Below are 22,059 nucleotides of genomic sequence, written 5' to 3'. Positions count from 1 at the left end.
CCTCAAGCCCGCAGAGGTTCCGGCAGACGGAATTTGTCATGCCCGCGTAGAAATTCACGCGTGCGCTCCTGTTTGGGTGCCATCAAAACTTCTGCTGGCGTGCCCTGTTCATGGATCAACCCCTGATGCAGGAACACGACGCGATCTGCGACGTGATAGGCAAAGCCTAGCTCGTGCGTAACGATGACCATGGTTACGCGATCCCGGCTCAGCGAACGCATCACTTCCAGCACCTCGCCCACCAACTCCGGATCAAGGGCTGAGGTGGCTTCGTCGAACAACATGACCTGTGGATCCATCGCCAAAGACCGGGCAATGGCAACGCGCTGCTGCTGGCCGCCTGACAGGCGCGACGGATAAACGTCTGCTTTATCGGCGATACCTACTCGCGCTAATTCCTCGAGCGCACGTTCACGCGCCTTTTCCTTGCTAACGCCTTTCACCTTTATAGGGGCGATAGCGATATTTTCGGCCACCGTCAGATGGGGAAACAGGTTGAACTGCTGAAACACCATGCCCACTTTCGTGCGGATAGCAGTCAGATCCTTCTCCCGATACTGAATGGTGCCGGATGCAGTCGTTCCAACCTGCGTTCGGTTGAGCCAGACGCGGCCTGCACTGGGAACTTCCAGGAGATTGAGGCAACGCAGCAGAGTACTCTTGCCCGAACCGCTGGAGCCGAGCAGAACGACGGTCTCACCTTCATTAACGGTGAGGTCGATGGATTTGAGAACCTGCAGAGGACCAAAGCTTTTGCTAAGTCCTTCGACGCGGAGAACTTCCGTCATGGGACTATTACCTCGCTGTATGAAGTCTGTCCTCAAGGCTTTTTGCAAGGACACTGAAGGGGACAATGACGATGATGAAAATGAGCGCCACGATCGTGAAGGTTTCGATGGGGCGATATTCGGTATCGGCGACCAGCTTGGCGTAATAGAGCAGATCGCCATATGCGACAGCAGATGCCACGGTAGTAAGCTTGGCAATCTCGATTGCGCGGTTGGTGAAGGCTGGCACCATGCGGCGGAATGCCTGCGGGATCACGATATAGATCAACTGCTGCATGCGCCGCATGCCGAGGGCACGCGCGGCCTCGTATTGACCGACATGAATGGACTGCAAACCACTGCGGTAAATGTCGGCGCAATAAGCGATGTTGTAGATCGCAAATGACGCAATCGCCACGAAGAGCGGGTTGTTCTGCACGCCAAGCAGAATGGGCGCAAATGCCTGGAAGAAGAACAGCTGGATCAGGATCGGTGTATTGCGGATCATCCCGACATAGATGGTCGCAGGATAGCGCAACCAACGGGACCTGGTTGTCTTTGCCAGTCCAACCAGCAAGCCACCTGTCAGCCCTGCGGCCATCGTGGTCATCGTTAGCAACAAGGTGTTGAGCAGACCGCGCCAGAACAGTTCGTGATAGTTCAGCAGTATCTGGATATCGAAATATTCGCTCATCAAACCGCTCCCGATCAGCGATCCGAAACGGCTAAACGCCGTTCGACATAATAGGTGAGAGATGAAGCAGCCGAGAAAAGGACAAAATAGATGGCTGCAACAACGGCGAAGGTTTCCAGAGGCCGATAGGTTTCAGCTGCAATGCGCGTCGCCTGAAAGGTGAGATCCTGAAAGGTAATTGCAGCTGCAAGCGATGTGGCTTTGACGAGATCGATCGTGGTGAGAAGAAACACGGGCAACATGCGGCGTACGGCCTGCGGCAGGATGATCCAGCGCATGGCTTGTCCCCGCGTCATGCCAAGGCTTCCGGCAGCCTCATATTGGCCGGGCGGTATCGAAATGATGCCGCCTCGAAACAGTTCCGCAAAATAGCCCGAGTTCTGAATTCCAAGCGCCAGCGTTGCGGCGACGAACGGCGATATTGGATGACCGATGATAGCTGGCAGCGCGAAATAGGTCCAGAAGATCATGACCATCAGCGCCGATGAGCGCAGGATGTAGACAGCGGCTGTGCCTGTGTGTGCAGCCACCCCATTTTTGGACAGACGCATGAGCGCAAGTACGAGGCCAAAAGGGATAGCAATCGCCAGAGCGCTTGCGGACAGTTGCAAGGTACCGAGTACGCCTTCGATCAACAGACCCTTTTGACGCAGGACGGGTTCAAAGTTCCATTCATACATAAAGGTACTCGGGTGCTTGACTATATTATTTCCAGCCGCTTGCGGTATCTGCGGAGGGACTACTGGATGAAGTTGACCGTCACGTCTTCAGGCTTTACGCCGCTTGCAGCGATTTCAGTCTGATAGATTTTCTTGGTTTCACCGGAGTCCGTCATGTACGCGAAGGTGGTTTCGAGAAAATCGCGCCAGCGCTGATCTTGCTGTGGCGGAATGGCCGCCAGAATAGGCAGATAGATTGCCGGGCCATCCAGAAGCTTCACCTGTCCCTTGCGCATTTTTGCACGCGCCGCATCGGCATTGGACGGCGTCGCTATCGTCCCGTCGATCTGACCGGTCTGAAAAGCAGCCATGACTTCAGAGGTCGAAGGGAAACGCTGCACGCTCGCATTCGGTGCATGTTCCTGCAGCATGGAATCAAAATTGGTACCATTCACGATCCCAAGTTTCACTTCAGGCTTGTTCAGATCAGCCCAGCTATTGGCAGGCAGATCGTCGCGCCCGAAGAATACGACGCCGTATTTATAAACCGGCGTATGAATGAACTCGACTGCAGCGGCACGCTGCGGGGTGCCATCAAGCCCAAAGAAAAGATCAACCTGCCCGGTCTGGATCGCGGCGATTGCACCGGACCACGACAATTCGACGATCTCTACTTTTGCGCCGAGTGAATCGGCAATGCGCTGGCCTATGATCACAGCCACGCCGCGCCAGGTATCGCTGCCCTGTTTGACGCCGACATCGCCCTTCCCGAGTGCATCCTTGTAGGAGAACGGTGCATATGGAGCTACGCCCAGGCGTACGGTTTTGGTTTCATTGATACGCTGCCAGACAGATTCCTGCGCTTTGGTCGGCATTGCCGAAGCCGCAATCATCAAAAGCCCGGCCAGCACGGGCACCCATAAGCGCGCAAACAGATGCTTCATTTGTTCCTCCTCCTCGTTTTTTTGCGCGAAATTGCGTCTCGCGCATCCCTTTCTTTTGTTGCGTATATCACATCATGATGCATATATTGCATCATGATGGTTATTTGTGTCAAGCAACCCGGCTACTGTCCCGCCGCTTTTCCATCTGCTCATTCGATGTTGATTGCCCGATCTGAACCAACGTGACTGCCCGGCCTCACCTGCGTGAACGGAGCAGCCAAAACCTCATCGTCCCGGTCGCGCTTCCATACGTGTTTTGAAATTAAGAAGCGCTTTCTTGACCCTGTCTTCGTCTTCCTGCGTTTCTGGCGAAGACAACATCGCGATCCCGACCGCTATTTCCAGTCGTGGGTCCCCTGTCAGGCACACCGCATAAGAGACAACGCCATGTGCCAATTCATTGCGGGACATGGCAAACCCCTCGTGGCGAATCTTTTCGACTTTCGGAAAAAACTTGTCCTTGTTGGGACTGTCTTTCAGCAACTCAGTCAATTCCGGTTGCGACTTGCGCGCGAGCAACACCTTGCCGAGCGAGCTGATGTCCGCCGGAATACGCGCACCTATGTCAAATGAGAGGTTCACGGCATTGTCCCGATGACGATGGCTATCGGCAATAACAAGTTCTGCTCCGTCGAGAAGCCCGATACAAGCTGTCCGCTTTGCATCCTCAACCAGTTCCGGCAGGCAGGAGTGAACCCAATCGAAATAATTGAAACTCTGCTGTGCGAATGCGCCAAGTTGAATTGCCAGCACCCCAAGCTGATATTTGGCACTGCGGCTGTCCTGTAAAAGAAGCCCCTCCTTGCGCAGAGACGCCAGCAAACGCGATGCTGTGCTTCGGTTCAGCCCCAGATGCCGAGCCACTTCGGAAACGGAAACCTCGCCGTCAGACCGCATGAGCAGTTTCAGGACTTCAACGACATTTTCCGCAACCTTCACGATCGAATTCCTTCTCTTACTGCAACGTGTTTCGCTATATACAACGCGTCGCGCGAAAATGGCTAGTTCTTCGGCTGTGGTCGGTCTGCCCATGCGTAGTAGCGCGCAGCAATCGGAGTGGTATAACGCTTCATGATACGCGCCTGCAAAGGCACTTCCGGAAAGTCCCGTGCATAGGCTGTTGGCTGATCGTCGCTCTGCAAGATTCGTTCCGCAGCCTTACGGCCCAGATAAGGCGCGAACAAAAGCCCTCCGAAGCAATAGCCGAGGGCGTAATGCAATCCTTCATGCGTTCCAAGATGTGGATAGAAATCCCATGTGGCTGCGCATCTCCCGGTCCAGGCATGGGTCAGCCTGACGTCCCGCAGAAGTGGCAGAAACGCCCTCATGTCGCGATGGATCTCCCGGGCAAGGCGCTTCAATCCGAAAATTGGACGCCTGCCGGTTTTGGCGCCATAGAGCAACCGTTTGCCATCGGCTGAAAGCTGCATGTAGCGCGTTGCGCGCGTATTATCGATATAGGTGCGATTATGCGGGAGGATTTCCCGCGCCAGCCCCTGTGGCAGCTCTTCCGTTGCCACCATATAGGCATTGATTGGCAGCAGCCGCCGGTTAAGCCACGGCACCAGATCGTCCGAATAGCCGTTGGTAGCAATGAGCACATCGCGCGCAATGATCGATTGCCGACCAACATGAACAGTCCAGTCACCACCTTTACGTTCCAGGCCGCCGACACGTGCATGGCCAATAATCCGCGCGCCCGCGCGCTGCGCGCGTTCCAGCATTGCACGGGTATATTTAGCCGGATTAAGCGCCGCATTCTCGCGCACGACAACCCCGCCAAAATAGCACTCGGAAGCCATCTCACCGGCTGCACTGCCCGGCACCAGTTGGTAGTCTTCGCCCAGCAGCTTTCCGCGAGCCTCATATTCCCTCGCCAATCCGTCATAATGCTTCTGGCTCAGCGCGCCAATGAAGCGCCCGGACATACGAAAATCGCAGTCAAGCTGCTCATCCTTGATACGTGAAACGCTTTCCTGAAAGATTGCGTTCTGTTCCTGAAAGAAAGCAACAGCCTTCTCCTCGCCGACCGCCTTGGAAAGCAACAATAAAGATTGCCGACCGGCCTTGCCCAGCATTCCCGCATTGCGTGAACTGGCAGCCATGCCCGGCTCTGCAGCATCCAGCACGACCACGTCACGACCTGCCGAAGCCAACCGGTGCGCCGCCGACAGGCCGGTCAGACCAGCGCCAACGATGGCAACATCAACCCGGCGCGGGAGTTCTGGCGCCGCAACGGTGACCATTCCGTCGCTCCAGAAGGGAGTTTCGCGGAAGTCCCGGGAAAGGATATCATTCGACATGTTCAATCTTTCGAAATCACCAAGCGGGCCGCATTGAAGCGTGGTCGCGCCAGCCGTAATAGCGGATCACCCGCCTGGTCACTGCGGCATCGAAAGCACGGGCGGGCATGAGTACGCTTGGGAAACTGCGCGTCTGAAAATCAGTATCGGGCGCTGCCCCGAGAACCTGCTTGGCAAGAATTTCACCAAGATAAGGCGCCATCGCCAGGCCGGAAAAATTATAACCGAGCGCATAGTGCATACCCTCATGCTGGCCAACATGCGGGAAGTGATCCCATGTGACGCCGCAACGTCCGCCCCAGGCATTCGTCAGGCGATAGCCTCGCAATTGTGGGAACGTCGTCGTCAGATCGTCATAGATCAGACGAGCGGTTTCACGAATGGGCTGGTTCTTTGGCTCGCCGGTACGTGCGCCGAACACAATGCGCATACCGTCAGACGACAGGCGCATCGACATCGGACGACGCGTGGAGTCTATATAGGTGCGGTTGCGCGGAAACACACTTTGCACAACATCGGCAGGAAGAGGTTCCGTCGCAACGATATAGCTCTCAATCTGAATGAGACGGCGAGCAATCCATGGGATCAGGCTTGCGGTATAGCCATTGGAACATAGAAGCACATCACGCGCCCGAACCATGCCATTCGACGTCTTTACCAGAAAGCCGTCTTTTTCTCTCTGGATCGACTGTACGACGGTTTTACCAATGATCGAAGCCCCGGCAGCCCTGGCGCGTGCATTGAACGCGCGTGTATATTGGCCTGGATGCACCGCACCGTTGTCGTGAACATACACGCCACCGACGAAGCTTTTTGAACCGACTTCGCTCTGGACACCCTCATCCAGTATGCTGATCTTTTCACCAAGATACTCGGCCCGCGCCTCATATTCAGCGCGAAGCCCATTAAATTGTTGTTGCGTGTGGGCAACGACAACGCGTCCGTTCTGCTGATAATTGCAGCTGATCTTTTCAGCTTCGATGCGCTCGACAGATGACAGGAACACGCGGTGCAGATCACGGAAATAGCGGATTGCCACGTCCTGCCCCGCGCTTTTCGACAAGCCTAAAAAGGAATGTTTGGTGTTACGACCAAGCATGCCTGCATTACGCGAACTGGCTCCTTCACCGGGCTCCCCGGAATCCAGAATGACGACTCGACGCCCACTGCGTGACAAATCATGCCCGGCAGTCAGACCGGTCAAGCCTGCGCCAACGATCAGGACATCAATCCGGGCAGGCAACGGTTCAGCGGAAGAGCCCATCTGCGGCAGCGAAGTCAGCCAATAGGACCGGTCCACAAAATCTGGAGTGAAAATAGAGCTTTTCACGATGAGCCCTCCCGTTGACACCTGAGCGTTTCTTATTTCCGGTTCATCATCTGTGCCAGTCGTGGTGCCCAATAGGTAATGACCATATCGGCACCAGCGCGACGCAGGCAGGTGAACAGTTCCATCGCGCATTCCATCTCATCCATCTGTGCACCGTTGGCACCAAAATGGATCATGGCGTAGTCGCCACTGATCGAATAGGCAGAAACCGGCAGTTCATAACGGTCTGCCGCCATACGCACCAGGTCCATATATGGAATGGCGGGCTTAATGTTGATCATTTCCGCACCCTGAGCCACGTCGGCTTCCATGATGCGCAACGCGTCCTTGGCGTTATGCGGCTCAAGGTAAAACAGCTTTTTGTCAAAGCCGTAGCTGGCGCCCGTTGCCGTCGTTCCCGTACCAGCCTTGAAGAAAGCCGAATTGTACTTGATCGATGACATCAGCAGCATATCGTCCAGATTCTCAGCGTCGAGCGCTTCGCGCGCCGCGCTGACGCGGCCATCCACCATCGTCGAGCAGCACAGGATATCCACGCCAGCCTTGCCCCAGGCAACTGCGGTCCTGGCAACTGAATCGAGCGTTTCCTTGTCGAGAATGCGATTGTCGGAATCCAGCACACCGCCGATCATGTGATCGGTAAAGTAACCCATATAGCTGTCGCCGATGATGACCAGCCTGTCGCCAACCGCATCCTTCATCCGCTTGGCGGCCTGAACGATGACGCCATTTGCCGAAAAGGCATCGCTACCCTTGCCGTCGCGGTGCTTCGGAATGCCGATGAGGTAAACAGCCGGGACTCCGCACGCCACCAGTTCTCGCGCCTTGTCTGCCACGGCTTCGAGCGGATACCGATAGGTTCCCGGCATCTGGGTCGATTCAACCGGCTCGGAGATATTCGCATCGACCGCCATAGGAAATGCAAGATTGCCAGCGTCGGAGATCATTTCGCGAGAGAGAACGCGGCGTGTCTCGGTCAATTTGAAACGGCGATTGCGTGGAAGCGCTGTGCTAGTCATGGAACTCCTCATTTGAATTGTGCTCAACCCTGCGCAATTCGTAAATATCTCAGTGCATCATGTTGCGTATTTTGCAACATGATGCGCTTTATGCATCTGACTGATTATGTATGTCAATGGAAAATTTCGGCGGACGCATTGGTCGCGCAAAAATATTGCTTCGATGTCCGTGTGGTATGACAGTCGAGAAGAAACGCCGGCAACCGGTCTTATCCCGCTAGGTTATGCCGGATTGTCGAGGATCATTCAGGGCGATAGCTGGTTCCGCATGTGAAGTCTGAACAATCTTGACAGGAGCAGTGCCAGAAACCGGCTCACCGTTCTGTAACGGCTTGTTTATCTCTTAGGGCGCTACCTCTTGAGGCGACTTGATATGAAAATCTTGTGCGACAGAGCGTTAAGTCCCTTTTGAAGCCATGATACCATGCAAAGCGTAAAACTTCTGACTGGCAATCATTATATCTGCCGATCGAAGCGACTAGGCACAATAAAAGTATAGCTCACTAATTATTATACGCAACTTGCGAAACTGGCCAATCGATTGCACAATAGGATCGGGATAGGGAAATGTTACGGGCTATTTTCAGATTGGTTGTCATCGATCAGGTTGTTCGTGAGCCATTCAGCTCGCGGTGTGTCGCTCGCCATATGCCTGGGATTTCCGTCGATCGGGTTGCATCGTTTTTGACAAGACATTCTGCTTTGTCGCCAAAAGACAGGAACCCAATTTTCATTCGTGTGTGTCGCGGACGATATCGCTTCAATCAGCGCCGGCTGTCTGAGGTTGACGTGGGGCAGGTGTATGAAAAAGAATAGTGTTTATAACGCGGGCTTTTCTGTCTCGCTTTCTCTGCCGCCAGTTTCAGGCACTTGTCGCGCATCCATAGACTACCCCCTGGCCGAGCAGAACAGACGCCAACGGATTGTGTGCGGCGAGTTGACCGCTGGCGCCTTTGTCGGCTTTCTGCTTCTGCTCGGGGTGTTCTTCCGGCCCATCGACAAGTTCAATTCGATCATCGAGAGTTATCCGAAGGGTATTGCCGGTTTCCAGCGCTATACGCGGTTTCTCGATACGAGGCCGGATATTGCCCACCGGCAATACGCACGTTCTGTCGAGCGGCTGAACGGTGATATCGACTATTGCGGTGTTCGTTTCGGCTACACGTCGGGCAGGCCTGTTCTTGAAGGCCTGAACCTTTTTGTCAGGACAGGCGAAACCGTTGCCTTTTCAAAGACCTCAGCATCAAGGAACGCAAAGAGGTCTTTGCCGCCGTCGCGCGTGTCCTGCAGGGGGCCGCTTGCGAGGCTTATGTCGAAGGCAGCCGCCATTAGACGCACGCTTTCCCACTTCGATCGGGTGTCTATTGGCATTTGGGAAATCGGGAAGATCGGTGCGTCGGTGGCTTCGGGAACAAGTTTGCAGGCGACAGGTCAAGTCGTGGTGAGCGATCCGCAAAAATCTCTTTTATTGACGAACAAAACATGAACATGTATCTTCGCTCACATGGTGAAAAAGAGCCTTCAGGATAAACTTGCCATCCTATCGGATGCGGCAAAATACGATGCATCTTGTGCGTCAAGCGGTGGCGAGAAGCGCGATGCTAGCAAGGGCGGTGTCGGATCGTCGGGAGGCGCAGGGATTTGCCATGCTTACACTCCGGATGGGCGCTGTATCAGCCTGCTGAAAATTCTTATGACCAACTTCTGCATCTTCGACTGTGCCTATTGCATAAACCGGGTCAGCTCGAACGTGGAACGGGCGCGGTTCTCAGTCGAGGAAGTTGTCTCACTCACGCTGGAATTTTATCGACGCAATTACATCGAGGGCCTGTTCTTGTCCTCGGGCATCATCAAGTCCCCCGACCAGACCATGTCCGATATGGTACGCATCGCGCGGACATTGCGGGAGGGTCACGGCTTCCGCGGCTATATCCATCTCAAGACGATTCCCGATGCAAGTCCGGACTTGATCCGGGAGGCCGGGCTTTGGGCTGATCGGCTATCGATTAATGTCGAATTGCCGGAGGACGCAAGTGTGCGCAAATTCGCTCCGGAAAAACGCCCTGAAACGATCCGTGGTGCGATGGCACAAGTGCGGCTGGAAGGCGAGGCGGCAAAAGATAAGACCCATACCGGGCGTAAGCCGCGCCGGTTTGCACCGGCCGGGCAAAGTACGCAGATGATCATCGGCGCGGATGGGGCAGACGATGTGACCATCCTCAAAATGTCGACACGGCTTTACAGTGGTTACAAGCTGCGACGGGTTTATTATTCAGCATTCTCCCCGATCCCGGACGCCTCCGCAGCTCTGCCCTTGATCCAGCCTCCTCTACTGCGTGAACACCGCCTATATCAGGCAGATTGGCTTTTGCGTTTTTATGGTTTCACTGCCGAGGAAATCGCTACCGGCATGAAGGCTGGTCATCTTGATCTGGAACTGGACCCAAAACTTGCCTGGGCCATACAGCACCGTGGCCTGTTCCCTCTGGATGTAAACCGTGCAAGCCGTGAATTGCTGCTGCGTGTTCCTGGATTTGGCACCCGCACGGTGGATCGCATAATCGTTGCGCGCCAGAACGGCGGTTTAAGATACGAAGATCTGGTGCGGATAGGTGCCAACATGAACAAGGCACGCCCTTTTATCATGACACCTGGCTGGTCGCCGGGGCGGCTCATCGACAACGTCGATTTACGCGCTCGATGTGCACCTCCCGCTGAGCAACTGCGGCTATTATGATCTATTCCGTTAAACTACCCGACGGCGGCACCTTCGATGCGTGGCGTGAGATGGCGCGCATCGCGATATCACATGGTATCGAGCCAAATGATATCGATTGGATCGGAGCAGACGGATTGTTTGATGGGGCGTCGCTGCCCAATGCGCCTGGTGAGCATAAGGCAAGCGTTACGCAGGGGTTTTTGAAGCTTGCGCATTCGGTTATCTGGCATTCTAATCCGGAACGGTTCGGACTGCTCTATCAGGCGTTGTGGCGGCTTGACCGAAACGCGGGAGAACCTTTAAGCCATGCGGACCCGCTTGGGCGGCGGCTGCATCTCATGGCAAAATCGGTTGGTCGTGATATCCACAAGATGCATGCTTTCGTACGGTTTCGCGAATTACCTGAGACTGGATTGCGTCGTCGCTTTGCTGCTTGGTTTGAGCCGGAGCATAATATAGTCGAGCCGGGTAGTTCCTTTTTCGCAAAGCGTTTCGCGGATATGGACTGGGTGATCGCCACGCCAAGGCTTACAGCTCGATTTGAAGCCGGCAGACTTAGCTACCATCCAGGCGGTTCACGCCCTGACTTATCGGAAGATGCCACCGAAACGCTTTGGGGCACCTATTTCGCGAACATCTTCAATCCGGCACGGGTAAAGTTGAATGCGATGCGCGCGGAAATGCCTAAGAAGTATTGGAAGAACCTACCCGAAACGCGCCTGATTCCAGATATGTTACGAGATGCCGAGTCGCGAGTGGAGCGAATGCGCGCGGCCGCAGAAACGTCACCAGCGGCTGGCGCAGTCGCGATTTCGACCCGTTATCGCGCTGCGATGCCGCAAACGCCCGAGTTCCCTCAGACAATGGTCGAAGCGCGAGCGGCTGCCGGACATTGTCGGCGATGTGGATTATGCGAGGCCGCAACCCAGACGGTTTGGGGTGAGGGGCCCGAAGACGCTGAGCTCATGATTGTAGGAGAACAGCCGGGTGATCGTGAGGATCTGGAAGGTCGACCGTTCGTAGGTCCGGCAGGTCACCTCTTGCGTGAAGCCATGGTTGCAGCAGGAGCAGAAGTCAGGCAGACATGGCTGACCAATGCAGTTAAGCACTTCAAGTTCATGCCGCGTGGCAAGCGCCGCCTGCATCAAAATCCTGACCGGCAGGAAATTCTGCATTGTCGCTGGTGGCTGGGGCTCGAATTGGCTTTCATCCGTCCACGCATGGTGGTTGCGTTGGGGGCCTCTGCGGCGTTCGCTCTGACGGATAACAACGCTCCTCTTACTTCGCGACGCGGTCAGGCTGAAATCGGGTTACATGGTGGACCGGTGCTGATCTCCTGGCATCCATCCTATATCTTGCGGTTAAACGACAGTGTCGCGAGAGAACGTGCAAGGCGTGAATTGATCGAAGATATAATCCAGGCCGCTCGCATGGGCGTATCTGTCTGACCCGTCAATGTTTCAGCTTCGATCAGGAGAGATCAATAAAAGGAAGCCGCCGGCGCGTTTGGTGTTTTAGTTCACTGACAGCAGTGGCCATTGCTGCTCCAATGTCGGCACTTGCCGTAATTCCCTGCACGAAGGGCTGGTCGTGCATCAGATACGGCAGCGCGCCGAACGCAATCTTGCCACATGCAATGTCCGGTACCAGCAGAGTGTAGTCGTCTGAGACCTCCGGAATATCCTCTCCGACCGAAACGAGTTGCCGGCGCAGTGACGGAAACGGCAAATCCTTCGTCTTGAGTGGCTTCTGGCCTCGGGCGTCGATGAACACGTCGAATGTCCGTACTTCCGAGCCGATGGCGATGACGGTGTGATCGTTCCTTACCTCCATGTCGTAATCGTGCCCTAGTTCGAGGACGTCTATCAGGCCGGCCTTGCGCAGCGCCAGTAGCCTGCGGATCGATTCCGACGGGATTGCAGCATAGTTGTCGACGAAGACCTTGCAGAGTCCTGTATCGAACCGCTTGCGGTCCTCTTCATTGAGACGCGGAATAATCTCCTGAACGACCTCGTGCAGCCGAAGGATTGCATAGCGCCAGGGGACGGTATGCTTCTCCCGCTTGTTGCGCTCGACTTCTTTGAGATTGTATTCTGCCCAGCGGAACGCATCGTGGTTTTGGCGGTCGGCAAAGTAGGCATCAGCGAAGCTGTCAGCGTTGAGTTCCGAAAGCGAAACACGCTCGCTCCAGGCCGGATCGGCGTCCTCGATTTCGCGCGCGACCAAGGCAAATATCCTGTCAAGCAAGCCACTGGCACCGCTCTCGATCTCCCTGTTGATCGCCTGCTCCGTGGCAATCTGCAAGGGCTCGTAAGGGATCGGGCAATAAAAATCCGCTTCTGGCAGGATGCCTGAACGGGACATAAGCGTTATCGCCAGACCTTTACTGTCCGGGTCAAGGTCGAAGCGCAGGTTTTCGTCTTCTTCCTCGATAAAGCTTCCATGTTGGGCAACGACCGCCATTGCTGCGTCGATGGCGCTGAGCGATGTCCCCATAATGCCCACTTTACACGCTGGTATCCTGGCTTCGATCAGTCCAGACCAGGGGCTGGGAAAATAACTGCGCGTTGCTTCGTCGCCGTCGGGCCAGACGTGGCCGGTGGCGATGACGACGAGATCGAGGAGTTTCGAATCGAGCTTCCCCTCAGTCCAGAGTTTGACACCATCGGCCGTGGCTTCGATATCCGTGACCTCGCAGGATTCGTGCACTTCGACTTCAAAGTTTTTTCGACGCGCTGCCTCGACAAGAGCCAGAAACTGATCCCGGAAATATTCGCCCAGCAGAATGCGAGGCAGGAATTGTCGATCGTGAAGACCTTCCTTGTCGACCCGGTATCGAGCGAGACGCGTCTCGTCCTGCTTGCGCAGCCAGTCCAGATAGGTCGAGGTAATCGGCGGAATCTCGATGCTGGCGATGTTGGCCAGCATCATCCGGCTGTTCTCATCGTCATTATAAGGCATGCCTACGCCAGCTTCATCTTCCTTCTCGTAGATCGAGATGGACATTGGCTCTGCGAATTTGAGCAGCGAAAAGAAAGTGTAGATCCCGGTCGGACCGGTGCCGACAATAGCAATGTTCTTCATGGGCGATTACCAATTTCTCCACATTCCAATACGCGTGGTAAACGGCCCAGCTGGGCCGGCCCGCATTGTGATCAGTCTTCGAAAGTCCTCTTCACATCCGCCTTGTGCCGCATGTCAAAGCTTGACGGCATTTTCCCGCGCCCACAATCGGAGATTGCGGCAGGATGTAACAAATTCCGACGCTGCCTTTTCATTGTCCAGCGAGATTAGTCCCTCATCCATATCGGGTTCAATGCCCGCCTTTGCCAGTAGCGGCATCGCGCCTGCGGTAAACCCGATAAACTTACAATGGGCAAAGGCGTCGGCAACGAAATCCCGCGCCGCGGCTTCTCTGGTCAATCGATCCGCTGCCTCCTCGGACAGTACAAGTGCGACAGCGTCGAACAAGACGGATGGACCGCCATCGATCATATGATCGGCCTCCATCCAGTCGCCGCTGGAGGCCTCGAAACCTCCGACCGTAGGCGCAACCAGTTCCAACGTTGCGCCTTCCTTCTCCGCGGCGTGCCGGATACCCTTGAGCACCTGCGCATCAGTGCCATTGGCAACAAGCACGCCGATCTTTCTGCCCTTGAAGCTGCCGGGTCCGTTCTCAATAATGCTGAGTGCAGGAGACGGAGCAAGATCGTCACGTACGGGCACCATCGCATCCGCAGCTTTCGGCATCTTGCGGATGCCAAGCTTGCCGGCGACCGCTTCCGCAAGGTTGGCATCGATGTTGAGCAGATGAGACACAATACGCTCGCGGATCACAGGCGTTTCCACCTTCGACAGTTCGAAGGTCAGCGCCATCGCTATATGCTTCTGCTCCGTCTCGGTCTGGCTCAGGTAGAACTGGCGCGCCTGGCTGTAATGGTCGGCAAAGCTTTCCGCCCGAAGGCGAACCTTCTGCCCATCTTCCTGCGAGGCCGCCTTCTGGAGATCACGCCAGCTTCCGGCATGAGGCTCGATGCAAGCGATGCTCTGATTGCCGCTCTGGCAGCGGGCGCGGGCATTGGAATGTGCGCAACATTCGTCACGGCACCTTATGTGACCCGCGGCGAACTGGTGCCGGTGCTCTCGGACTTTGCTGTCGAGCGCCATAATATTACGGCGCTGTGGCCAGAAAGCCGACGCGCAAATCCTGCTGTCCGCGCGTTTCTCTCGATGCTTCAAGAGGCACTTTGAGAAAAATGATTGAAGCGGGAAAAGGCAGTCATTGGCGGCGGCAGATCTCGGACACGGATTGGCCCGACCAAGATGGCTGGGAAAAAACGGATAGCCATGAGAACTATATCTACTCCATATCCCTCCATGGCACTTCAAATTAGTGCAATTGTCGCATTGCAAATTGGGATGGTTGTTTTGCCTGTCTGCTTTTGGCCGACGAAGCCACGAAGGCGGCCCTGTCCAAGCGCGCCATGCTTCGGTGGTAGACCAGATTATCCGGCTCCTCCGGCTTTAGAGCATCTTCAGCACATTCCGACGCCTTGGGGCCGGTGGACATCATCAGCCAGTAGACCGAGTTTGCCGCATGCCCCTCTCCAAGCCAGATCTGCGGCATCAGACAGCGGCACTCGTGACTGATTCCTCGAGCTTGCCGACAAGCTCTTGTATTTCCAACCCATCCAGGGTCTCCTTCTCCAGCAGGCGGCGGGCGGTGCGCTCGAGCATGTCCCGGCGTTCCGCCAGCAGGCCGACGGTCCGCTCGAACGTCTCGTCGACGATCCGGCGCACCTCCTTGTCGACGGCGGCGGCCGTCTCGTCGGAATAGGTGCGTTCCTGCGGGCCATAATATGGCTGGTCGGTGGCGAGGAACGAGCGCCGGTCCTTCTCCAGTGCGATATGGCCGAGCCTCTCCGACATGCCGTAGCGCGTGACGATGGCACGGGCGATGTCGGTGACCTTGGCGAGGTCGTCCGCGGCGCCGGTGGACAGATGGCCGAACACGATCTTTTCCGCCGCGCGGCCGCCGAGGAGCACCGCCATCTTGTTCTCCAGTTCCTCCAGCGTCATCAGGAAACGGTCCTCCGTCGGCCGCTGGATGGTGTAGCCCAGCGCGCCGATACCGCGCGGGATGATCGAGACCTTGTGGACCGGATCGACGCCCGGCAGCGCCATGGCCACGAGCGCGTGGCCCATCTCGTGATAGGCGACGATCTCGCGCTCCTTCGGGTTGAGCAGCCGGTTGCGCTTTTCGAGACCCGCCACGATGCGCTCCACCGCATTGTTGAAATCCTCCATCGTCACCGCGCCGGCCTTGCGGCGGGTGGCAAGCAGCGTCGCCTCGTTGACGAGATTGGCGAGGTCCGCGCCGGTGAAGCCGGGGGTCAGCGCCGCGATCTTTTCCGGCTCGACGTCCGGCGCGAGCTTCGCCTTCTTCAGTCGCACGTTCAGGATCTGCACGCGGCCTTTTCTGTTCGGGCGGTCGACGAGAACCTGCCGGTCGAAGCGGCCGGCGCGCAGGAGCGCCGGGTCGAGGATTTCCGGCCGGTTCGTGGCGGCGAGCAGCACGAGGCCGGTCGAGGGATCGAAGCCGTCCAGCTCGACAAGGAGCTGGTTGAGCGTCTGCTCCTTCTCATCGTGGCCGCCGGCCATGGGGCCGATGCCGCGGGCGCGACCGAGCGCGTCCAGCTCGTCGATGAAGATGATGGCCGGCGCCTTGGCCCGGGCCTGCTCGAAGAGGTCGCGCACGCGCGCTGCGCCGACGCCGACGAACATTTCCACGAACTCGGAGCCCGAGATGGAGAAGAACGGCACGCCGGCCTCGCCCGCCACGGCCCTTGCCAGCAGCGTCTTGCCGGTGCCCGGCGGGCCGACCAACAGCACGCCCTTTGGCATGCGCCCGCCCAGCCGGCCGTAGCCCTGCGGATCCTTGAGGAAGTCGACGATCTCCTTCAACTCGTCCTTGGCCTCGTCGACGCCGGCCACGTCCTTGAAGGTGACGCCGGTGTCAGACTGGACGTAGACCTTCGCCTTCGACTTGCCGATCTGCATGAGCCCGCCGCCGATGCCGCCCCCCATGCGCTTCAGCGCGAACATCCAGATGCTGACGATAAGGAGGACTGGCACGATCCAGGACAGCAGGTCGCGCAGGAAGGTGCTTTCGATCTGACCGGTGACCACCACGCCGCGCTCCTGAAGCTGACGTGCGAGGTCGGGCTCGACGCGGGTGGTGATGAACATTGGCCGGCCGTCGACCGGCTGCTTGAAGGTTCCCTGGATGAAGCGGTCGGATACCGCCACCTCCGCTATCCTGCCCTCGTCAAGGTAGGTCTCGAACTGGCTGTAGGGAATCTGCGTCACCTGGGTGGCGGTGGTGAAGAAATACTGGAACGCCATCAGGAGGAAGAAGGCGGCGATCCAGTACCAGATGTTGAACTGCGTTTTCTTGTTCATTTCCATTGTGGCCGCTCCCGGTTATCTCACGACCAGCAGAAGGCGGCCGCCATCGCGAAACAGTTCCAGCGCTAGGATGGCACGCTGGCGCGCGATCGCGCTGCGCAAATCAGCCAAGGAAGAAACAGGCGACCGGTTGACCGCAACGATCAAGTCGCCCGCTCGAAGGCCAGCACGCGCAGCCGGACTGCTCGGCGTGATGCTTTCAATCAAAATGCCTGGGGCGCCGGCTTGCCGCGCCTCGTTAACGGAAGCGGCGCGCATGTGCGCGCCATCGAGCGGGGTGCCGGATAGATCGGCGGATGCACCAGTTTCTGAAGCGATCTTAGCGCTGACGACCCGCTCGCTACTACCACGCTTGATTGTAAAGCTGATCGTGCTGCCGACTGGCGTGAGGCCGATGCGGTTTCTCAGGTCTGTCGCGCCCTGAACAGCACGCCCGCCGATCGCGGTGACCACATCGCCCACCTGCAAGCCGGCGCGCTGTGCCGGAGAGCCGGGCTCGATGCTGACGATCACAGCTCCGCGCAGTTCGCCAAGCTTGAGCGCCTCCGCGATATCCGGCGTAAGGTCCTGGATACCGACGCCCAGCCTGCCGCGCCGCACTTCACCGTGTTCGATCAACTGCTTCATGACGGTTACGGCCATGTTACTAGGCACCGCGAAGCCGATGCCGATGTTGCCACCCGCAGGCGTAAGGATCGCCGTATTGATGCCGACTAGCGTGCCGTCTAGGGTCACCAGGGCACCGCCGGAATTGCCCGGATTGATTGAGGCGTCAGTCTGAATGAAGTCCTCGTAGCCGTCATTGCTGATGCCGCTGCGACCGAGCGCGCTGACAATACCGGAGGTTACCGTTTGTCCCAGGCCGAAGGGGTTCCCGATCGCGACCACATAGTCGCCGACCTTGAGGCGATCCGAATCGCCGACCTCCTACGCGACGAGATTTCTCCTCTTGACCTTGAGCAGCGCGATGTCCGCTGCTTGATCGGAGCCGACAAGCTCGGCACGCAGGCGTTGCCCGTCCTTCAGTGTGACCGTGATCGTGCGAGCATTGGCCACCACGTGATGATTGGTCAGCACATGACCTTTGGCCGCGTCGACGATCACCCCGGAACCGGCGCTCATGCGCTGTTGCGGAGGCGGCGCATGCGGAAGATCAAAGAAGCGTCGGAAGTAAGGATCGTTGTAGAGTGGATTTGATGCCCCAGGTGTTTCTGAGACAACCGAGATGTTGACGACAGCCGGCGTCACCCGTTCCAGCACGGGGGCAAGGGTGGGAAGCTCTCCCGCAACGCCCGGCACGGCCTGCCCGATTGTCGCGCACGGCAGCCCCGCGAAGGCGAGGATGGCGCATAATGTGATGATGGGCGGACGCAGGGCTATGAGATTCCTGAACATGAGCGATCTCCGTTTGGCCAGTCTGTTGGCTCCTCTGTTCCGCCTGAGGTTAGACGGAGAGTGCAAGAAAATGGCCCGGCGCGTGCCGGGCCACGTTGCAAAATCATGCTGTCGAAAGAGGTCGGTTTGTCGTGGACCACAGGCTGACCGCAGCGAGCACGGCGACGACGAGGCCGGCGACCACATGCACCCACATCGCGGCTGGGAGGGCAGAGAAGCCCAGTGCCCAAGGCGCGATTACGGACCAAAGGCCGAGCGCCACGTTGGTCCATTCCTCGACCTGATGGAATGTGTAGAGCGCAGCGACCGCGATCAGCGTCACGGCAGCACCGACGATCCAGGCATTCCATGCGGCATAGGTTTCAGCCGCATAGCCGAGATACCAGGGCGAGAGCAGAAGACCGAGACCGGCAATGATGTTGACGACATCGAAAGCCGTCCGGTTATAGGAAGACAAAGACTTCAGCATCGTTCATTCCTCCGTGTCGGTTTGCTTGCCTCTTCAATGAACCGTCTTTCGCGAACGGGAGGCGGGTGCGGCGGCGCCTCCGACACCGCCATCACGAAGCTTGGAAGCCGGATCGGGCGGAGGCAAAAGCTGCCTTTCATCCGCCCCAGGCAGAAACGGTGCGAGTTCATCCCGCGTGAACACGCCCGCTGCGATCTCGTGCAGGGCAAGATCGCCCACGCTGCGATCGACTGCGTCGAGCCTCGGTTCCGCGCCCCGGGCGAGCGCCCGGATGCGGGAGGCAGCGGCAAGCGTTAGCGCGAACCGGTTCGGCAGAACCTTCTGGCAATCGAAAACGACATGCGTATCCATCGCCGCACCTCATGCTGCCTTTCGTGTGTCTGAATCATCCCGATCATCCGCAACCTCGCGTTCAAGCGCGAGCAGCGCCTCCTCGACCTCGTAGAGCCGCGACGGCCGGTCGTTCTCGGGCATGCCTTCGTTGGTGGCCTGGTCGATCAGGTACTCGGTCCAGGCCCAGTTCATCAGAATCGCGCGCTTCGCCTCTAGCGTTAGCTTCGGATCGCTGATCACCTTCATGGGCGTCGTCCAGCTTTCAGGACCGGACGGGTCGTTGCGGTTCACCGCGCCGTCGAGCGCACGCCCGTAGGTCTCCTGAAGGGCGGCGAGCCCGAGCCGGTCGAGGGTCGCGTCCGAGAAGGCGTGGGTTGATTTTCCTACATACGCCTGCTTCTCATCGGCGCGCTGGCTGCGGCCATTGCCTGTCTTCTGCCGGGGCGGTGTCTGGACCATATAGGTCAGACCCTGTCGCTCGGCATAGCGGATGGCCGATTGCAATGTCGGGAAGCTCAGCTCGACCTGGGTCAGCGTATCGTCGCCGCCCGTGTAGCCCATCAGCGGCTCAATGAAGGGCGCGGTGCGCCGCTCGAACACAAGTCGCCAGCCCTTCGTGCGGGCCTTGCCGGAGGTCGTCACCGCGCGGGACGGCTTGTAGATACGCGCAACCGCGCCATCCGGGAAGACCGAGCGCCCCATCGAAAGGGGCTTGTGCCGGTTGTCGTTCGACGGCCACTCTTGCGGAATTGAATTTCCAGTTGATCTGTTGATCTGTCTCGTCATCTCCATTGTTCATCCCTCCCTCTCTGGCGAAGGATGCAGCCGACGGCGGCCAGATGGCCCGCCGCCGGCGCCTGCCATGCGTCAGCTCTTGATGGCGATGCGCTTCACCTGCGACTGCGCCTTTTCGCTCTTGGGCAAGGTCACGGTCAGCACGCCGTTTTTGAACCGCGCGTCGACCTGGTCGTCCTTGACCTCGTAGCCGAGCGGGATGCGACGCTCGAAGCGGCCATAGAAGCGCTCGGAGAACTGTCGGTCCTTGTCCTCCGTCTCGGAGCGCTTCTCGCCCCGCAGCGTCAGCACGCCGTCGTCGAGCAGGACCTCAATGTCCTTCTCTTCGAGGCCCGGCACCTCAGCTGTCACCTTGATTTCCTTCTCGCCGTCGGAGATCTCCACGCTCGGCCAGCCGCCGCTGAAGGCGGAAGCTCCCACGATAGAGGGCAGGTTCGAGCCGACCGCGGAAGACGTCGTCGAACAGCCTGTTTACCTCGCGATGCAGCGAAAGGAACGGATCACGATCGCCATCGCGCAAGACACTGGGAACCTGATTGCCGCTGCTGCGGCCCCAGGGGATCAGATCACGGACACTCATTATTCTTCTCCTTTCTGTTCGTTCGATTGACAATGCTTTCCGTCGGCGCCGGGAAGTGCCCGGCACCTTGCGCGAATTACGCTGAGAGAGCTACCTCAGGCGGCCTGCTTGTCGGCCTCGATCTGCCTGGTCTCGACCTTGGGCAGTGCCTCGCCGGCCGCGATCTGGATCTTGCGCGGCTTCATCTCTTCGGGAATCTCACGCTTGAGATCAATCGTCAGCAGACCATTGACGAGGCTAGCGCCCACGACCTTCACGTGGTCGGCCAGTTCAAAGCGACGCTGGAATGTGCGCGCGGCAATTCCGCGATGCAGATACTGGCTGTTATCCTCGCCAGCCTTCTGACCGGACACCACGAGCATGTTCTGCTCCTGGGTGATGGTCAGTTCGTCTTGCGAGAAGCCGGCCACCGCCATGGTGATGCGGTAGTCGTCCTCGCCGGTCTTGGCTATGTCATAAGGCGGCCAGTTGTCGATGGTCTCGACACGGCTCGCAGCTTCGAGCGCGTTCAGCATTCGGTCGAAGCCGATGCTCGACCGGAACAGGGGAGTAAAATCGAAAGTGGTTCTCATAGCCACATCCTCCTTGTGAAGCAACATGGGTACAAGTTTCTATTTCCGTCAGCGATGTCATTCATCGTTCGACGGGCCAGACCCCGATGGGCGTCCGGCGACTGCGATTTAGGTTTGGCAATTTGCCTGTTCAAGAGGTCGCCGAGCGCACCTTAACACTTTTTTTCTGTGACCGCGCCGCTTATCTAATAGCCAGGTGAATGATCGGGATAGCACCCGAAATGCAGGAGGTAACTAAATGACGCTGGATGAAATTAGTTCTGTCCTGGGCCCGGTAGACTCCAGTCTTGTTGCGGAAATCAACCGAACCGGCGCGTCAGCGGCTGAACTCGCCGAAGCTTGGGCCTGATTTAATGCTGACGAAGCGTTGGCCAACGAGGGACGATCACTGCCGTCAGGAAGAGTCGCAGAGCTTGTTGGAATCCTAGAAGTGGCAGAATTGGCCGAGGATACCTACGGGGGGAAGGGCGCCGGAAGTTGATAATCTCCTTCGCGATCAGCGCTCGCTGTTTAACTGGGCTACGAGGTTTTTATTCGGCGCCTTTGAAGGCACTGTTACCTTAACCTAAGTGTAAACATCAGTTGCGATAACGGGTGATGACCGAACCTCGTTCTTCGCTTTACCGCCGCCATCGTTATCCATCTGAGATTATTGCAGAGGCGGTGTGGTTGTATTTCCGCTTTCCGCTAAGCTTTCGCATGGTTGAAGACATGCTGGCTTATCGTGGCATCTTCGTCACATATAAGACCGTGTACGAATGGGCGGAGAAATTCGCACGTGCTTATGCCAGTAATATCCGTCGCCGCACACCGCGGCTTGGCGATAAATGGCACCTGGATGAATGTGTAATATCTATCAAAAGTGAGCATCACATTCTTTGGCGAGCAGTTGATCAGGATGGTTTTGTTTTGGATGTTCTGGTCCAGAAACGCCGTAATACCAAGGCCGCCAAGCGCTTCATGCGCAAGCTTCTCTCTGCACAGGGCTGTGCACCCCGGATCATGGTCACCG

General features: G+C 57.5%; 18 protein-coding genes and 5 pseudogenes. 5 read left to right on the top strand and 18 right to left on the bottom strand.

Annotation, left to right across the window (positions count from 1 at the left end):
• Window positions 1-2: 2 nt before the first annotated feature.
• From ABWW28_RS25975 to hemB, 8 genes are all read right to left on the bottom strand, one after another.
• Window positions 3-788, bottom strand: coding sequence for an amino acid ABC transporter ATP-binding protein (locus ABWW28_RS25975; protein WP_176588523.1), 786 nt, complete (start codon window positions 786-788; stop codon window positions 3-5).
• Window positions 789-795: 7 nt separating this feature from the next.
• Window positions 796-1,461 carry an amino acid ABC transporter permease gene (locus ABWW28_RS25970; RefSeq protein ID WP_176588522.1) on the bottom strand — a complete coding sequence of 222 codons (666 nt, stop codon included), beginning with the start codon at window positions 1,459-1,461 and terminating at the stop codon, window positions 796-798.
• A 14-nt stretch (window positions 1,462-1,475) separates the two neighbouring features.
• Window positions 1,476-2,141: an amino acid ABC transporter permease gene (locus ABWW28_RS25965; RefSeq protein ID WP_061346788.1), complete on the bottom strand. Its 666-nt coding sequence runs from the start codon at window positions 2,139-2,141 to the stop codon at window positions 1,476-1,478.
• 59 nt (window positions 2,142-2,200) lie between these two features.
• A complete protein-coding gene (locus ABWW28_RS25960; protein ID WP_100651632.1) occupies window positions 2,201-3,064 on the bottom strand; it encodes a transporter substrate-binding domain-containing protein in 864 nt (287 codons plus the stop codon).
• A 225-nt stretch (window positions 3,065-3,289) separates the two neighbouring features.
• Window positions 3,290-4,003, bottom strand: a complete 714-nt coding sequence (locus ABWW28_RS25955; protein WP_176588521.1) for an IclR family transcriptional regulator — start codon at window positions 4,001-4,003, stop codon at window positions 3,290-3,292.
• A 62-nt stretch (window positions 4,004-4,065) separates the two neighbouring features.
• Window positions 4,066-5,367, bottom strand: a complete 1,302-nt coding sequence (locus ABWW28_RS25950; protein WP_176588520.1) for an NAD(P)/FAD-dependent oxidoreductase — start codon at window positions 5,365-5,367, stop codon at window positions 4,066-4,068.
• A gap of 16 nt (window positions 5,368-5,383) precedes the next feature.
• Complete coding sequence (locus ABWW28_RS25945; RefSeq protein ID WP_157808421.1) at window positions 5,384-6,697, bottom strand: NAD(P)/FAD-dependent oxidoreductase; 1,314 nt, start codon at window positions 6,695-6,697, stop codon at window positions 5,384-5,386.
• Window positions 6,698-6,729: 32 nt separating this feature from the next.
• Window positions 6,730-7,716 (bottom strand): porphobilinogen synthase, encoded by a 987-nt coding sequence (gene hemB, locus ABWW28_RS25940; protein ID WP_157808422.1) that lies wholly within the window; start codon window positions 7,714-7,716, stop codon window positions 6,730-6,732.
• Window positions 7,717-8,638: 922 nt separating this feature from the next.
• Here hemB and ABWW28_RS25935 point away from each other — a divergent pair.
• The 3 genes and pseudogenes from ABWW28_RS25935 to ABWW28_RS25925 all read left to right on the top strand — a co-directional run.
• A pseudogene (locus tag ABWW28_RS25935) lies at window positions 8,639-8,944 on the top strand (multidrug ABC transporter ATP-binding protein); the annotation flags it as partial.
• A gap of 279 nt (window positions 8,945-9,223) precedes the next feature.
• Complete coding sequence (locus ABWW28_RS25930; protein WP_006471527.1) at window positions 9,224-10,453, top strand: putative DNA modification/repair radical SAM protein; 1,230 nt, start codon at window positions 9,224-9,226, stop codon at window positions 10,451-10,453.
• Window positions 10,450-11,883 (top strand): UdgX family uracil-DNA binding protein, encoded by a 1,434-nt coding sequence (locus tag ABWW28_RS25925; protein WP_006469961.1) that lies wholly within the window; start codon window positions 10,450-10,452, stop codon window positions 11,881-11,883. The genes ABWW28_RS25930 and ABWW28_RS25925 overlap by 4 nt, the downstream gene beginning before the upstream one ends.
• 22 nt (window positions 11,884-11,905) lie before the next feature.
• On the opposite strand, the gene ABWW28_RS25920 is transcribed toward ABWW28_RS25925, so the two are convergent.
• Both ABWW28_RS25920 and ABWW28_RS25915 read right to left on the bottom strand, forming a co-directional pair.
• Window positions 11,906-13,519: an FAD-NAD(P)-binding protein gene (locus ABWW28_RS25920; protein WP_006469962.1), complete on the bottom strand. Its 1,614-nt coding sequence runs from the start codon at window positions 13,517-13,519 to the stop codon at window positions 11,906-11,908.
• Window positions 13,520-13,633: 114 nt separating this feature from the next.
• A pseudogene (locus ABWW28_RS25915) lies at window positions 13,634-14,428 on the bottom strand (catalase-related domain-containing protein); the annotation flags it as partial.
• On the opposite strand from ABWW28_RS25915, the pseudogene ABWW28_RS25910 reads away from it, so the two are divergent.
• A pseudogene (locus tag ABWW28_RS25910) lies at window positions 14,429-14,686 on the top strand (LysR substrate-binding domain-containing protein); the annotation flags it as partial.
• A 139-nt stretch (window positions 14,687-14,825) separates the two neighbouring features.
• On the opposite strand, the gene ABWW28_RS25905 reads toward ABWW28_RS25910, so the two are convergent.
• The 8 genes and pseudogenes from ABWW28_RS25905 to ABWW28_RS25870 form a co-directional block, all read right to left on the bottom strand.
• A complete protein-coding gene (locus ABWW28_RS25905) occupies window positions 14,826-15,062 on the bottom strand; it encodes a hypothetical protein (RefSeq protein WP_006469964.1) in 237 nt (78 codons plus the stop codon).
• The gene (ftsH, locus tag ABWW28_RS25900; protein ID WP_176588519.1) at window positions 15,062-16,903 is read right to left on the bottom strand and encodes an ATP-dependent zinc metalloprotease FtsH; all 1,842 of its coding nucleotides are present in this window, start codon (window positions 16,901-16,903) and stop codon (window positions 15,062-15,064) included. Before ftsH ends, ABWW28_RS25905 begins: the two co-directional genes overlap by 1 nt.
• 15 nt (window positions 16,904-16,918) lie before the next feature.
• Window positions 16,919-18,298 (bottom strand): annotated as a pseudogene (locus ABWW28_RS25895) (DegQ family serine endoprotease).
• Between the two features lie 103 nt (window positions 18,299-18,401).
• Entirely contained in the window at window positions 18,402-18,767 is a 366-nt protein-coding gene (locus ABWW28_RS25890) for an SPW repeat protein (protein ID WP_006469967.1), read from the bottom strand.
• A 33-nt stretch (window positions 18,768-18,800) separates the two neighbouring features.
• The gene (locus ABWW28_RS25885) at window positions 18,801-19,118 is read right to left on the bottom strand and encodes a DNA-directed RNA polymerase subunit omega (protein ID WP_006469968.1); all 318 of its coding nucleotides are present in this window, start codon (window positions 19,116-19,118) and stop codon (window positions 18,801-18,803) included.
• A 9-nt stretch (window positions 19,119-19,127) separates the two neighbouring features.
• Window positions 19,128-19,892: an ETC complex I subunit gene (locus ABWW28_RS25880; protein ID WP_176588518.1), complete on the bottom strand. Its 765-nt coding sequence runs from the start codon at window positions 19,890-19,892 to the stop codon at window positions 19,128-19,130.
• 75 nt (window positions 19,893-19,967) lie between these two features.
• Window positions 19,968-20,475: pseudogene (locus ABWW28_RS25875) on the bottom strand (Hsp20/alpha crystallin family protein).
• Window positions 20,476-20,570: 95 nt separating this feature from the next.
• A complete protein-coding gene (locus tag ABWW28_RS25870) occupies window positions 20,571-21,047 on the bottom strand; it encodes an Hsp20 family protein (protein WP_006471531.1) in 477 nt (158 codons plus the stop codon).
• 597 nt (window positions 21,048-21,644) lie between these two features.
• Between ABWW28_RS25870 and ABWW28_RS25860 the strand changes: the two genes are divergently transcribed.
• A partial coding sequence (locus tag ABWW28_RS25860; protein WP_353392710.1) for an IS6 family transposase occupies window positions 21,645-22,059 on the top strand: 415 nt, incomplete at its 3' end.

The sequence above is a fragment of the Brucella sp. NBRC 14130 genome (assembly GCF_040371715.1).
In the GTDB taxonomy this organism is placed as follows: Bacteria; Pseudomonadota; Alphaproteobacteria; order Rhizobiales; family Rhizobiaceae; genus Brucella; species Brucella intermedia.
Note: the sequence above shows the minus strand (reverse complement) of the source record. Positions and strands in the feature narration are given on the sequence as shown.

Bases quoted from the DNA above. Each gene is read 5' to 3' on its own strand.
- ftsH (WP_176588519.1), bottom strand. From the start codon at position 16,903: ATGGAAATGAACAAGAAAACGCAGTTCAACATCTGGTACTGGATCGCC.
- ABWW28_RS25965 (WP_061346788.1), bottom strand. From the start codon at position 2,141: ATGTATGAATGGAACTTTGAACCCGTCCTGCGTCAAAAGGGTCTGTTG.
- ABWW28_RS25885 (WP_006469968.1), bottom strand. From the start codon at position 19,118: ATGGATACGCATGTCGTTTTCGATTGCCAGAAGGTTCTGCCGAACCGG.
- ABWW28_RS25905 (WP_006469964.1), bottom strand. From the start codon at position 15,062: ATGCCGCAGATCTGGCTTGGAGAGGGGCATGCGGCAAACTCGGTCTAC.
- ABWW28_RS25950 (WP_176588520.1), bottom strand. From the start codon at position 5,367: ATGTCGAATGATATCCTTTCCCGGGACTTCCGCGAAACTCCCTTCTGG.
- ABWW28_RS25960 (WP_100651632.1), bottom strand. From the start codon at position 3,064: ATGAAGCATCTGTTTGCGCGCTTATGGGTGCCCGTGCTGGCCGGGCTT.
- ABWW28_RS25970 (WP_176588522.1), bottom strand. From the start codon at position 1,461: ATGAGCGAATATTTCGATATCCAGATACTGCTGAACTATCACGAACTG.
- ABWW28_RS25920 (WP_006469962.1), bottom strand. From the start codon at position 13,519: ATGAAGAACATTGCTATTGTCGGCACCGGTCCGACCGGGATCTACACT.
- ABWW28_RS25975 (WP_176588523.1), bottom strand. From the start codon at position 788: ATGACGGAAGTTCTCCGCGTCGAAGGACTTAGCAAAAGCTTTGGTCCT.
- ABWW28_RS25870 (WP_006471531.1), bottom strand. From the start codon at position 21,047: ATGAGAACCACTTTCGATTTTACTCCCCTGTTCCGGTCGAGCATCGGC.
- hemB (WP_157808422.1), bottom strand. From the start codon at position 7,716: ATGACTAGCACAGCGCTTCCACGCAATCGCCGTTTCAAATTGACCGAG.
- ABWW28_RS25880 (WP_176588518.1), bottom strand. From the start codon at position 19,892: ATGGAGATGACGAGACAGATCAACAGATCAACTGGAAATTCAATTCCG.
- ABWW28_RS25890 (WP_006469967.1), bottom strand. From the start codon at position 18,767: ATGCTGAAGTCTTTGTCTTCCTATAACCGGACGGCTTTCGATGTCGTC.
- ABWW28_RS25925 (WP_006469961.1), top strand. From the start codon at position 10,450: ATGATCTATTCCGTTAAACTACCCGACGGCGGCACCTTCGATGCGTGG.